Annotated in this window: 13 protein-coding genes and 2 pseudogenes; 5 read left to right on the top strand and 10 right to left on the bottom strand. The window is 69.3% G+C overall.

The features are described 5' to 3' along the window. Window positions 1-702, bottom strand: coding sequence for a FadR/GntR family transcriptional regulator (locus I4I82_RS23660; RefSeq protein ID WP_172167043.1), 702 nt, complete (start codon window positions 700-702; stop codon window positions 1-3). A gap of 435 nt (window positions 703-1,137) precedes the next feature. On the opposite strand from I4I82_RS23660, the gene I4I82_RS23665 reads away from it, so the two are divergent. From I4I82_RS23665 to I4I82_RS23685, 5 genes are all read left to right on the top strand, one after another. After that, window positions 1,138-2,622, top strand: a complete 1,485-nt coding sequence (locus tag I4I82_RS23665; RefSeq protein WP_225920663.1) for an LLM class flavin-dependent oxidoreductase — start codon at window positions 1,138-1,140, stop codon at window positions 2,620-2,622. Continuing rightward, complete coding sequence (gene lipP1 / locus I4I82_RS23670) at window positions 2,513-3,376, top strand: LipP1 family hormone-sensitive lipase (RefSeq protein ID WP_226380869.1); 864 nt, start codon at window positions 2,513-2,515, stop codon at window positions 3,374-3,376. The genes I4I82_RS23665 and lipP1 overlap by 110 nt, the downstream gene beginning before the upstream one ends. A gap of 86 nt (window positions 3,377-3,462) precedes the next feature. Then, the gene (locus tag I4I82_RS23675) at window positions 3,463-3,744 is read left to right on the top strand and encodes a YciI family protein (protein WP_218589000.1); all 282 of its coding nucleotides are present in this window, start codon (window positions 3,463-3,465) and stop codon (window positions 3,742-3,744) included. 24 nt (window positions 3,745-3,768) lie between these two features. Further along, window positions 3,769-4,641 carry an MBL fold metallo-hydrolase gene (locus tag I4I82_RS23680; RefSeq protein WP_218589001.1) on the top strand — a complete coding sequence of 291 codons (873 nt, stop codon included), beginning with the start codon at window positions 3,769-3,771 and terminating at the stop codon, window positions 4,639-4,641. Between the two features lie 34 nt (window positions 4,642-4,675). Next, complete coding sequence (locus I4I82_RS23685) at window positions 4,676-5,221, top strand: cupin domain-containing protein (protein WP_218589002.1); 546 nt, start codon at window positions 4,676-4,678, stop codon at window positions 5,219-5,221. Between the two features lie 56 nt (window positions 5,222-5,277). Here the strand turns inward: I4I82_RS23685 and I4I82_RS23690 are convergent, their stop codons facing one another. The 9 genes and pseudogenes from I4I82_RS23690 to I4I82_RS23720 all read right to left on the bottom strand — a co-directional run bounded on the left by I4I82_RS23690 (window position 5,278) and on the right by I4I82_RS23720 (window position 11,829). Beyond that, window positions 5,278-6,075 (bottom strand): alpha/beta fold hydrolase, encoded by a 798-nt coding sequence (locus tag I4I82_RS23690; RefSeq protein ID WP_218589003.1) that lies wholly within the window; start codon window positions 6,073-6,075, stop codon window positions 5,278-5,280. A gap of 22 nt (window positions 6,076-6,097) precedes the next feature. Further along, the gene (locus tag I4I82_RS23695; protein ID WP_172167028.1) at window positions 6,098-7,351 is read right to left on the bottom strand and encodes an LLM class flavin-dependent oxidoreductase; all 1,254 of its coding nucleotides are present in this window, start codon (window positions 7,349-7,351) and stop codon (window positions 6,098-6,100) included. A gap of 254 nt (window positions 7,352-7,605) precedes the next feature. After that, the gene (locus I4I82_RS23700) at window positions 7,606-7,764 is read right to left on the bottom strand and encodes a succinate dehydrogenase/fumarate reductase transmembrane subunit (RefSeq protein WP_226370223.1); all 159 of its coding nucleotides are present in this window, start codon (window positions 7,762-7,764) and stop codon (window positions 7,606-7,608) included. A gap of 273 nt (window positions 7,765-8,037) precedes the next feature. Then, a pseudogene (locus I4I82_RS35070) lies at window positions 8,038-8,528 on the bottom strand (2Fe-2S iron-sulfur cluster-binding protein). A 5-nt stretch (window positions 8,529-8,533) separates the two neighbouring features. Continuing rightward, entirely contained in the window at window positions 8,534-8,716 is a 183-nt protein-coding gene (locus I4I82_RS35075; RefSeq protein ID WP_372451316.1) for a hypothetical protein, read from the bottom strand. Then, a pseudogene (locus I4I82_RS23710) lies at window positions 8,698-10,068 on the bottom strand (FAD-binding protein); the annotation flags it as partial. The pseudogene I4I82_RS23710 and the gene I4I82_RS35075, both read right to left, overlap by 19 nt. A gap of 20 nt (window positions 10,069-10,088) precedes the next feature. Beyond that, a complete protein-coding gene (locus I4I82_RS34520; RefSeq protein WP_218589005.1) occupies window positions 10,089-10,271 on the bottom strand; it encodes an FAD-binding protein in 183 nt (60 codons plus the stop codon). A gap of 19 nt (window positions 10,272-10,290) precedes the next feature. Continuing rightward, window positions 10,291-10,524 carry a hypothetical protein gene (locus I4I82_RS23715; protein WP_218589006.1) on the bottom strand — a complete coding sequence of 78 codons (234 nt, stop codon included), beginning with the start codon at window positions 10,522-10,524 and terminating at the stop codon, window positions 10,291-10,293. A 231-nt stretch (window positions 10,525-10,755) separates the two neighbouring features. Continuing rightward, on the bottom strand, window positions 10,756-11,829 hold the full coding sequence (locus I4I82_RS23720) for an LLM class flavin-dependent oxidoreductase (RefSeq protein ID WP_172167026.1): 1,074 nt from the start codon (window positions 11,827-11,829) through the stop codon (window positions 10,756-10,758). Window position 11,830 lies beyond the last annotated feature (1 nt).

Genomic DNA, 11,830 nt, shown 5'->3' on the forward strand with positions numbered 1-11,830 from the left:
TCAGCGCCGCCACACCACCGGTCGCGACACCAGGTCCTTGTGCTTCTTGTGCCAGTAGTCGTCGGCCTCGTCGAGGTGGTCGCGCATCAACTGCTCGGCGCGGTCGGCGTCGTGGGCGCGCAGGGCCTCGATGATGCGGGCGTGGGCCTGCGCCGCCGCGATGTAGCGGCGCGACGAGTAGGTGACGCCGCCCGCGACGCCGTCGGCGACGCTGCCGAGGCTCTCGACGAACACCTGCAGCACGACGCTGCGCGCGGCCCTGGACAGCGTGGCGTGGAAGATCCGGTTCTGCTCCTGGAAGACCTCGGGGTTCGGGTTGTCGAGGATCAGGCAGACCGTCCGGTCCATGGCGTCCAGGTCCGCGTCGGAGATCCGGCTCGCGGCCAGCCGGGCGATCGTGGGCTCGAGCGCGCGCCGCGCCTCCATCACGTCGTCGAGCGAGGCGTCCTCGAACTGCAGGATGAGGGTGAGGGCCTCGCCCAGGTCCTCGGGACGAGGACGGCGCACGACCGGCCCCCCGCCCGGTCCGGGGCGCAGCGTGATGACGTTGCGGGTCTCCAGCAGCCGCAGTGCCTCACGAATGGTGGAGCGGCCGACGTCGAAGCTCTCGATCATCTCCCGTTCGGTGGGCAGGACGCTGCCGGCCGAGAGCTTGGCGTTCACGATATGACTGGCCAGTTCGCGGGCGATGACCTCGGACATCTTCGGACTCCGGCGATTGCTGCCCTGCGCACCGGTCCTCATTCCGCCACACCTCTCGCTCCGGGGCGCCGCGGGCCGGGCCTCGGCAATAGTTGCACATCATGATGATAGCCAGCGGCTGCCGCCGGGACCCTCCAGCCTCGTGGGCGGCACCGATCGGAACGGCATCGACGCTGTTCAGGGCCGTGTCGGGCGCGCTGCTGCCGCCTTCGTCGGCGCGTCATCCGCGGCTGCCGGACCGTCCGGAGTGTTGCACTTTCGGACAGGTTCGCGCCTGGTCGCCCGGCTAGGTTCGTGCCAGCGTGATCCACCCGAACGTCCTGAACCAACTCCGCCGCGCAACGGCCGGTGGCGGAGTGATCGGCAATTCGAGGCCCCGCTCGGACGGGCCCTCATCGACCCGTGGAGGAGTGAGCACGTGAAGTTCGTCTTTTCATGCTCCCGGCACTTCCGGCTTCTGAGCGCGAGCGGGAGGCGTTGCGTCCGATCGTCCACAAGACCGAGAAGTGGCAGCAGATGCTCACCGAGGTGCGTGAGCTGGCCAAGATGGCCGACGACTACGGCTTCGAGGCGATCTGCTTCCCCGAGCACCACCTGCACGCCGAGGGCATGGAGCAGGGTGGGCCGCACTCCCTCTACTTGGACGTCCCGCACCACACCAAGAACATCAAGGTCGGCCCGGTCGGGTACGTGCTGCCCAGCCACAACCCGGTCAAGCTTGCCATCGAGACGGCGTGGCTGGACCAGATGACGAAGGGCCGCACGGTCGTCGGGTTCGCCCGCGGCTACCAGGAGCGCTGGTTCAACGCCATGACGCAGCTGCTCCCGGTCCAGACCGCCACCAGTGACGCGAGCGAGCGCGACAAGCTCAACCGCGAGCTGTTCGAGGAGGTCTACCGGATCCTCAAGCTCGCCTGGAAGGAGGAGTCGTTCTCTTACGAAGGCAAGTTCTACTCGTTCCCGTACCCGCCGGGCGGGACGAACTGGCCGGCGGCCGACTACATCCGGCGGTTCGGCGCCGACGGTGAGATCGGCGACGACGGCCTGCTGCACAAGATCTCCGTTGTGCCGAAGCCGTACCAGAAGCCGCACCCGAAGCTGTTCCAGGCGTTCTCGATGAGCGAGAACACGATCCGCTGGACGGCCCGCGAGGGCATCACCCCGATCATCCTGACCTCGATCCCCGAGGACTACCACAAGATGGTCGAGGCCTACCAGGACGAGGCGAAGCAGCACCTCGGCCTCGATCTGGCACTCGGCAAGAACACCGGGGTGCTGCGGTCGGTCCACTTCGGACGTAACAAGGACGAGGCGATGCGCCAGGCGCAGCGCGGCGTGTCGGGCATGGGCTGGGAGAACTTCTGGGGCCACCACGGCTTCTACGAGGTCTTCCGCAAGGCCGGCGAGACCGGCCCCGTCCCGCAGACGGTCGAGCGGATGGAGGAGTCGCACTACCTCTACGCCGGCGACGTCGGGCACGTGACCGAGAAGATGCACGAGCTGTGGGAGAACGGCAGCCCGGAGTACTTCGTCTGGTGGTCCGACCAGGGCTCCTGCCCTTCAACGAGGTCCGGCGCAACCTTCAGCTGTTCGGCGAGAAGATCATGCCGCAGTTCCCCGGCTGATCCCGACACGCTCGGAATGGGTGGGTGGTCCCGCGCGAACGGGACCACCCACCTCCCCGTGCCGACCGAACGGGTCGTCGACGACCCGTCCCCCATGACGAAGGGATCTCCCGATGGCGTTGGATCCACAGACCCAGGGCCTGCTCGAGGCGATGCAGGACCAGGGCATGAAGTCGTTCGAGCAGATGAGCGTGTCCGAGGCGCGCGACGCGGCCATGGCGTTCCGCGGCCTGCAGGCCGAGCCGGCCGCCGTCGCGGCCGTGCACGACCGGACCATCCCCGGCGCGGACGGTGAGCTGCCGATCCGCATCTTCGTCCCCGGCGGCGAGGGGCCACTGCCGGTTCTGACCTACTTCCACGGCGGCGGCTGGGTGATCGGCAACCTCGAGGTCGCCGACAAGCCGTGCCGTGCCCTGGCCGCCGCGTCCGGCGCCATCGTGGTGGCCACCCAGTACCGGATGGCCCCGGAGACGAAGTTCCCCGGCGCGGTGGACGACTGCTACGCCGCGCTGCAGTGGGTGGCCGCGAACGCGGCCGAGTTCGGCGGTGACCCGAGCCGGCTGGGTGTGATCGGGGACAGCGCGGGCGCCAACCTCGCGGCGGTCGTGGCACTCAAGGCGCGCGACGAGGGCGGCCCGCGGATCCGGGCGCAGGTGCTGACCTACCCGGTCACCGACGCGACCTCCGACCTGCCCTCGCGCCGGGAGAACGCCGAGGGCTACCTGCTCACCGCGGGGTCGATGGACTGGTTCTGGCGGCACTACCTGCGCGAGCCCGGTGACGGCAAGAACCCCTACGCCTCGCCGCTGCTGGCCGCCGACCACTCGGGGCTGCCCCCCGCCTTGGTCCTCACCATGGAGTTCGACCCCTTGCGCGACGAGGGCGAGGCCTACGCCGAGAAGCTGAAGGCGGCCGGCGTCCCGGTGACCCTGCAGCGGTACGACGGGCTGATCCACGGGACCTACTGGATGACCGCCGCGATCGAGCGCTCCGGCGAGCTGTACAGAGCGATCGCGGAGTTCGTCCGGTCCGAGCTCGCCGTGCAGTGATCGTCTCGGTCGACACCACGGCGCGGCCAACGGTGGCCGCGCCGTCCGACCCCGGGCAGTGACCGATTCATCCAGAGGGAGTGGGCATGGCGTTCTTCACCGTGGTGTGGAAGTACACCGACGACACCGAGCTGATCGACAAGGCGCGCGGCCCGCACGGGGCCTACCTGAGAGAGCTGATCGGAGCCGGGTCCCTGCGCATCGCCGGCCCGTTCGAGGACGGCACCGGCGGAATCCTCGTGTTCGAGGTCGCCGGCCAGGAGGAGCTGAAGCCCCTGCTCGACGAGGACCCCTACGTCGCGCAGGGCGTGGTCGTCGACACGCAGATCTACCCGTTCAAGCCGGTGCTCGGAGCGTTGGCGGGCTGATCGCCCGCCGAGAGAGGACTACCTATGTCCGCACGGCACGCCCCTGTCGAGTCGATCGACGTCGGCGACATCAGGGTGACCTACCTGCCCGACGGCGACGCGTCGCTCTCGGCCAGCGCCATCTTCCCCGCGGCCAACGACGCGCTCTGGGAGGCGCACCGCGAGCTGTTCGACGACGACGGCAAGTTGCTCATGTCCCTCGGCGGCTTCCTCGTCGAGAGCGGCGGCAAGAAAATCATCGTCGACCTCGGCTTCGGGGACATGACCGTCCCGTTCCCTCCGGTGGACGGGGAGTTCCGCGGCGGCAAGCTGCTCACCAGCCTGCGCCAGGCCGGCGTCGAACCCGGCGACGTGGACGTCGTGTTCTACACCCACATGCACCTCGACCACGTGGGGTGGACCGCACAGAACGGTGAGCTGACCTTCCCCAACGCCCGCCACGTCGTGGGCGACGGCGAGTTCGACTTCTGGCAGGGGGTGACCGACGAGGGGCTCGCGGCGGTCGGGCCGCATCCCGAGGCGGTTCAGGCTCCGCTGGTGAACCGCATCGAGTCGGTGGCCGACGGTGCGCTCATCGCCACCGGGGTGAACGTGCTCGCGAGCCCAGGGCACACGCCGGGCCACTGCTCGGCGGTGATCTCCTCGGGGCAGGAGCGGGCGATCATCCTGGGCGACGTCGTGCACTGCCCGCTGCAGCTCGCCGACGGCGACCTGCGGATCATCTTCGACGTGGACCCGGACGTGGCGGCCCGGACCCGCGACCGGATCGCCGCCGAGCTCGAAGGCGACCCCACCACGATCGGAGCAGACGGCCACTTCAGCGGCTCCGCGTTCGGCCGGATCGTGCCGGCCTCCGGTCGTCGCTGGGTGGACCTGGCCGAGACCTCCGCCCGGTAGCGATCCGCGCAGTTCCCCGACAGAAGGAGAGATCGTGGCGTTCGACGTCAAGAAGGTCGTGACCGACCGCACCAGCGACGGCACGTCGGTGTTCGTGGACGAGACGCGGGTCGAGCCGTCGTCGGTGATGGCGATGCCGGGCTCGGAGCTGTTCAACATCTGGGGCACCGAGGACGGCACGCCGTTCGTGGGCGCAGGCGACAATCCCGCGACCGTTCCGTTCCCGTTCTTCCCCGGGCCGGGCGGCACTCGGTTCGTCATCGTGCGGTTCGCTCCCGAGTCGACCCCGCCCGCCGACGCCGGCCCGGAGGAGGTCGTGGCGGAGGCCGAGGAGAAGCAGCCCGGCCTGGTCCACGTGTTCGAGCCCGACACACCTGGCATGCACACCACGGACAGCATCGACTACGGGATCTGCGTGGACGGCGAGATCTGGCTCGAGCTCGACGACGGCGCCGAGGTGCACGTCACCCCTGGCACCTGCGTCGTGCAGCAGGGCACCCGGCACGCCTGGCACAACCGCAGTGATCGGCACTGCACGATGGTCTACGTGCTGGTCGGAGCCGAGCGCAAGTCCGGCTGAGACCGCGAACGGCCCGGTCCGGGGAGACCCGGACCGGGCCGTTCGCGCGTCCGCGGTTACTCCTTGAGGTAGTCGAGCACCAACGGTGCGACGATGTCGAGCTGCTCCCACTGCGGGACGTGGCCGGCGCCCTTCACGATCTCGATGCGGGAGTCGGCGATGGCGGCGGCGAAGTCGTCGGCGTAGACCGGTGAGATCAGCTTGTCCTCCGCGCCCCAGATGATGAGGGTGGGCGCGGTGACCCGGTGCAGCCGCTTCTTCAGACCCTTGTCCGGGATGGGCCAGACGAACTTCCCGGTGGTGCCCAGCGCCCACACGGAGTCGGCCATCGCAATGGCCATCTCCATCGGGTCGGTGGGCAGCGTGAGGAACTCCTGCACGGGCTTGGCGGCGAGGTTGCTGAACAGCGTCGCGACGAGGTCGGCCTGGGAGAGCATCATGTACGGCGCGACCGGGATGTCCTCACGCCACAGCCCGATCGGGTCGATGAGCACCATCTTGCTGACCCGCTCCGGGCGCAGCGCGGCCAGCTCGCAGGCCATCATCCCGCCGAAGGAGCTGCCGACGACGGGCACCGATGCCAGGCCGAGCCCGTCGAGGATCTCGTCGTAGATCAGGGAGAGGTCCCACAGCGAGTCGACCTGGTAGATGGAGTCCCTGGCGGTGGCGCCGGTTCCGGGGTGGTCGGGGGCGTAGACGGTGTGGTGTTCGGCCAGCGCGTCGAGGAAGGCGTCCCATCGGGGTCCGCCGGCGGTGTGCAGGTAGACGACGGGGCTTCCGCTCCCTGCCACCTTCACCTTCGCCTCGAAGTCGCAATGCCGCAGCTGAAGGGTCTCGGTCGTCGGTGCAGCCATTACCGTGTCCTCCGGTCCCGGATCAGGCCTGGGCCTGCAGAGCGGGCGTCTTGTTGCACTTCTTGGGCCACCACGCGTTCTCCCAGCCCTCGGACTGCCAGATCTTCTGGAGGTGGGGCAGGACCTCCCGCCCGAACAGCTCGATGTTCTGCATCGCCATGTCGTGGGGCATCGACCCGAACTGCAGGACGGTCATTAGATGGCCCACGTTGAGCTCGCGAACCATCGCCTCGAGCTTCTCGCGGACGGTACTCGGACTGCCGACGACGGCGAAGCCCTTCTCGATCATGTCCCGGCCGCTGAGCGGTTTGAGGTCCACGGTGTAGTCCATGTACTCGAGCATTCCGGAGCTGAACAGGTTGACCATGCTCTTGTAGTCGGACTGCCCCGGTGTGGCGAGGTAGTGCAGCGGCAGGTGCAGGGCCTTGTGGTAGAAGTGCTCGAGGTGCTCGGCGAACTGCTCCTCGGCCTGCGCGTCGGTCTCCGCGACGCCCACCAACTGGAGCATGGCGGCCCGGTAGGGATTGGCGTCCTTGTCCTTCGCGGCGGCGCGGTCCCAGAACCGGTTCATCACATTCTGCGCCGACTTGCCACCGAAGTAGCTCAGGTAGGCGTACGGCAGATCCCGGTCGTGGCAGTAGTCCCAGGTCGACGAACTGGCGGCGCCGGGAATGAGCAGCGGCGGGTGCGGGGTCTGCACCGGCCGCGGCCACAGGTTGACCTTCGGCAGCTGGAAGTACTTGCCGTTCCAGGCGAAGAACTCCTGCGCCGTCCAGGCCTTGACCATCAAGTCGATGGCCTCGCGCCAGCGCTCGCGCTGCTCCATCGGGGGAATGCCGTAGCTGATGTTCGCGTCGCAGCCCAGACCCAGCGGCAGACCGGCGACGAGCCGGCCACCGCTGATGCAGTCGATCACCGCATACTCCTCGGCGATCCTGATCGGGGGCGCGGTCGACGAGACGGTGGCGCCGAGCTGGACCAGTGCGACGTCGTCGATGCCGGCGTCCTTCGTCATCTTCGCGAGCGTCGCCCCGAACAGGTTCGGGTTGCACATGAACCCGTAGACGTTCTGGTGGTGCTCGTTGGTGCCGAGACCATCGAACCCCATCCTGGCCGCGTGCATCAGCTCGTCGATGGACTGGTTGTAGTACTCACCGACCTTTTCCGCGTCGCCGAGCTCCCACCACGGCGCGTCCACCCACGCGGAGGTGTACCGCTTGTCGAAGTCGTCGGGCAGGTCCCGGTAGGGCATGAAATGGAATGACGTGACCTTCACGGTTGTCCTCTCGTGATCATCCGGGATCGGGGCGCGACGGAACGACCCGCGTGATATCGGCACCGGAGACCCACCCCCGCCGTGCGCTTGATCGCCCGGAGTCGGACGGCGCCTGCGGTGCGATGGGAGCCACGACGGAGTGTCCCCGAATCGGGGACGGCCGGATCGAAACTGGCTCAAGATCGGACAGTGGGCGTTCGACGAGCAGGAGCCGCCGCGGAATCACACGAACGGTCGCCGGATGGAGTAAGAAGTCACCGGGCCTCGTCGAGGCGCCCCACCACGAACCAGGCGACGAACACGCTGGACAGCTCGCGCAGCACGAACAGCAGGTAGGACCGGCGGTGCACCCACCAGAACCGGGAGATCCGCGGCCGGTACGGCGCGCCCCGCGCCGGGGTCGCAGGCCGCACCGACGGTTCGCCCGCACGCTGGGTCACCGCGCCCCCCGTGGCAGCAGGAAGGACCGCAGCGTCCGCGTCGCCGCGGTGAGCTTGTAGCGCTGGATGGCACCGGCCGGGTCCACACCCTTGGGACAGGCGCTGGTGCACTCCCCGACGTAGGTGCAGGCCCACACCCCCTCGGCGGTGGCGAGAACGTCCAGCCGCTGGTGTGCCCCTCGTCTCAGGAGTCGAGGTTGTAGCGCTGGGCGAGCGCGATGGCCGCCGGGCCCAGGAAGTCCGGCTCTATGGCGTACACCGGACACGCCGCGTAGCAGAGCATGAGTTGATGCACATGCTGTACTGCCTGTACTCGTCCAGCTCGGCCGGCGTCTGTAGGAACTCGGCGTCGGCGACCCCCGGCTCGTCCTCCCGCACCAGCCACGGCTTCACCCGTGGCAGCTTGCGCATGAAGTCGTCGATCCCCACGACGAGGTCGCGGACGACGGGGAAGTTCGCCAGTGGCTCGACCCGGACGGGTCCCGGCGCGTAGTCGGACAGGAACCGGGCGCAGGTCAGCGCGGGTCGCCGTTGACCGTCATGCCGCAGCTGCCGCAGATGCCCATCCGGCACGACCAGCGGAACGACAGCGTCCCGTCGAGCTGGTCCTTGATGTAGTTCAAACCGTCCAGGACCGCCCACTCCTCGCGCAGCGGCACCACGTACTCCTGCATCGACGGAGCGCTGTCGCGGCCCGGCCGGTAGCGGGTGACCTGCATCCTGATCGTGTCGGGCATGCCGCCTACCTCCCGTAGACCCGCTCGCCGGGTGGCCAGCGGGTGATCGTCACCGGTAGGTACCCGACGCGCGGCGAACCGGTCGGGTCGCGGGAGACCAGTGAGTGCGCCAGGAACCGGGCGTCGTCCCGCTTCGGGAAGTCCGTGCGCTGGTGCGCGCCCCGCGACTCCTCGCGCCGCGCGCGCAGGCCACCATGGTCTCGGCCACGTCCAGCATGAACCCCAGCTCGAGGGCCGCGACCAGCTCGGTGTTGAAGGTCCGGCTGCCGTCCTCGATCGTCGCCTTGTCGAACCGTTCCCGCAGCTCGCGGAGCTTGTCCGCGCCCGCGGCCAGTGAGTCGGCGTCCCGGTAGATGCCGGCGCTGCCCTCCATCGTGTGCTGCATGTCGGTGCGGACGTCGGCGATCCGCTCCCGGCCGTCCCGACGGGCCAGCAGGTCGCGCTCCAGGCGCCGCCGCTCGTCGTCGGCCTGCGCCCGCACCGCAGGACCGGGGCCCGCACCGTCCGCGGCGGCGAACTCGGCGGCCGCGAGCCCCGCCCGGCGGCCGAACACCAGCAGCTCCGGGAGGGAGTTGGAGCCCAGCCGGTTGGCACCGTTGATGCTCACGCAGGCCACCTCGCCGGCCGCGTACAGGCCCTGCAGCCCGGTGGCGCCGTCGATGTCGGTGTGGACGCCGCCCATCATGTAGTGCTGCACCGGCCGCACCGGGATCAGCTCGTGCACCAGGTCGATGCGCTCGTACTGCCGGCACAGCTCGCGCACGAACGGCAGCTTGTCGTCGATCACCTGTGCCCCGAGGTGGCGCAGGTCGAGATACACGACCGGGCCGCACGGGGTGTCGACCGTGCGACCCTTCTCCTGCTCGTGGACGAACGCCTGCGACACCCGGTCGCGGGGACCGAGTTCCATGCTGCGCATGACCGGCGTGGGTGACGGCGTGCCCAGGTCGTAGTCCTGCAGGTATCGGTAGCCGTCCTTGTTCAGCAGCCAGCCGCCCTCCGCACGGGCCGCCTCGGTGATCAGGATGCCGGTGAAAGGCAGGCCGGTCGGGTGGTACTGGATGAACTCCATGTCCTTGAGCGGGGCGCCCGCCCGGTAGGCCAGCGCCATCCCGTCACCGGTCTTGATGTTGCCGTTGGTGGTGAACGGGAACACCCGGCCGCACCCGCCCGTGCACAGGACGACGGCCCGGCCGGTGATGGCCTCGATCCGACCGGTGGCCAGCTCGATGCCGACCACGCCGTGCACGCGGTTCCCGTCGACCAGCAGCGTGGTCACGTACCACTCGTCGTAGCGGGTGATCTGCTCGTACCGGAGCGAGGTCTGGAACAGCGTGTGCAACAGGTGGAAACCGGTCTTGTCCGCGGCGAACCAGGTGCGCATCTTCTTCATGCCGCCGAACGCGCGGACCGCGACCTGAACGTCGGGCATGCGGCTCCAGGGGCAGCCCCAGTGCTCCAGCTGCCAGAGCTCGCCCGGCGCCTCCGCGACGAACGCCTCGACCGCGTCCTGGTCGCACAACCAGTCGCTGCCCGACACCGTGTCGTACGCGTGCTCGCTCAGCGAGTCGTCCGGTGCGACGACCGCCGCGCGCCACCTTCCGCCGAGACCGTGTGGCTGCGCATCGGGTAAACCTTCGACACGATCGCCACGCTCAGCCGGGGGTGGGCCACCGCGATCGCGACGGCCGCGCGCAGCCCGGCCCCGCCGCCGCCCACCACCACCACGTCGTGGTCCGCCATGTCAGGGGCCCGTCCCGGCTCATTCGGCGTGTTCGGCGGACAGCTCGTTCAACAGCACCTTGCCGTCGTGCCGGATGATCCTGGTGCGGCAGTTGCCGTCGTGGAACTGGTGCACGAGCTCGCGGCAGCCGCAGGCGTAGTGGACGTCGTCGCACACCATCCCCGAGCCGTCGGCCTCGTGGTAGCGGCTGCCCACCACGCGCCTTCCGCACGGCGCCCGCTCTTTCGTGAAGCTCGTACTCGTGCCGACCACGACCCTCCTCCCGCGGTGGTGCCGATCGGCTCCATACGCGGCGCGAGGGTCGTGGTGGAGTGGACCGGCCTTGAGTGATGCGTGCCCCTCATGGCACAACGTCCGGGCGCCCGCGTCAATCACGAGTCTGGAGCAACCCGACTCCGCCGCCGGGGAGTGCCGGGACCGACGACCCCGTCCGGCCGGGGTGACCCCGCGCGGCGTGCGTGGGTCACCCCGGCTCGGACAGCCTCAGGCCCGGTTCAGGATCGACGAGCCGATGTCCGCGATGTCGCGCTCGGCGGTGAACGGGTTGGACAGGAAGACGCTCATCATGTCGACGCCGGCCTCGAGCATCCCCTGGGTCTTCTCCCAGATCTCGTCGGGGGAGCCGTAGAGGCACCAGTAGTCGCACAGCTGCTTGGTGATCAGCGGCCGGTGCGAGTCGTCGAGCCCCTTCTGGTACTTCGACCAGGTGTCGAGGTAGTGCGGTTGCTCGGCGGCGTTCGGGTCGCCCAGGTAGGCGGTGGCTGCGGCTGCGCTGGCCTCGACGATCGAGGGGTCGAGCTCGGCGGCGTGCTCGCGCATGAAGCCGATGTTGGTCAGGCACGAGCTGATCGGGCCGGAGGCGAAGCCGTGGTCGACGCCGTCCTCCCAGGTCTCGCCGTCGCGCAGCTGGTAGAACCAGCTCACCGCGACGAGCTTGACCGAACCGGGCGGACGGCCCGCGTCCGCGACGGCCTTGTCCAGCTCGCGGCGCACGAGCCGGATCATCTCGGGGTCCGGCCCGAGGCAGTAGGCCACGTAGTCGGCGTAGCGGGCGGCCACCTTGATGCCGCGCGGGCCCCCCGCCGCCATCCACACCGGGATCCGGTCCTCGAGGTTGTACCAGGTACCGCCCTTGTCGAGGAACTCCAGCTCGCGTTCCTTGCCCCGCCACGTCTCGGTGACCCGCTCGCCGTTCAGCAGCCCCGTGGTGACCCGCAACGCGTCGTCGAGCTGGGCGATCGACGCGGGACTCTGACCCATCGAGCGCAGCGCGTTGTTCGCCGTGCCGATGCCCAGGAAGGTGCGCCCGGGGGCGAGCGCGTTGAGGGTGGCGTGGGAGTTCGCGGTGACGGCGGGGATCCGGGTGAGCGGGTTGGTGACCCAGGTGCCCAGGTTGATCGTCGAGGTCTCCCTGGCGGCGAGGGCGAGGTACTGGTACGGGTCGCTGAACAGCAGCGGACCCTCGCCGACGCCGAAGTGCGTGACTCCGGCGTCCTCGGCCTGCCTGACGATGCCGACCTGGTCGATCTTGGCGCACGCGCCGACGAAGAACTCCATC

The sequence above is a fragment of the Pseudonocardia oceani genome, assembly GCF_019263585.2.
GTDB lineage: Bacteria > Actinomycetota > Actinomycetes > Mycobacteriales > Pseudonocardiaceae > Pseudonocardia > Pseudonocardia oceani.

What these genes read in the sequence shown, in the direction of transcription:
- I4I82_RS23660 (WP_172167043.1), bottom strand. Translation starts at nt 702, where the DNA reads ATGTCCGAGGTCATCGCCCGCGAACTGGCCAGTCATATCGTGAACGCC.
- I4I82_RS23665 (WP_225920663.1), top strand. Translation starts at nt 1,138, where the DNA reads ATGCTCCCGGCACTTCCGGCTTCTGAGCGCGAGCGGGAGGCGTTGCGT.
- lipP1 (WP_226380869.1), top strand. Translation starts at nt 2,513, where the DNA reads ATGAGCGTGTCCGAGGCGCGCGACGCGGCCATGGCGTTCCGCGGCCTG.
- I4I82_RS23675 (WP_218589000.1), top strand. Translation starts at nt 3,463, where the DNA reads ATGGCGTTCTTCACCGTGGTGTGGAAGTACACCGACGACACCGAGCTG.
- I4I82_RS23680 (WP_218589001.1), top strand. Translation starts at nt 3,769, where the DNA reads ATGTCCGCACGGCACGCCCCTGTCGAGTCGATCGACGTCGGCGACATC.
- I4I82_RS23690 (WP_218589003.1), bottom strand. Translation starts at nt 6,075, where the DNA reads ATGGCTGCACCGACGACCGAGACCCTTCAGCTGCGGCATTGCGACTTC.
- I4I82_RS34520 (WP_218589005.1), bottom strand. Translation starts at nt 10,271, where the DNA reads ATGGCGGACCACGACGTGGTGGTGGTGGGCGGCGGCGGGGCCGGGCTG.
- I4I82_RS23720 (WP_172167026.1), bottom strand. Translation starts at nt 11,829, where the DNA reads ATGGAGTTCTTCGTCGGCGCGTGCGCCAAGATCGACCAGGTCGGCATC.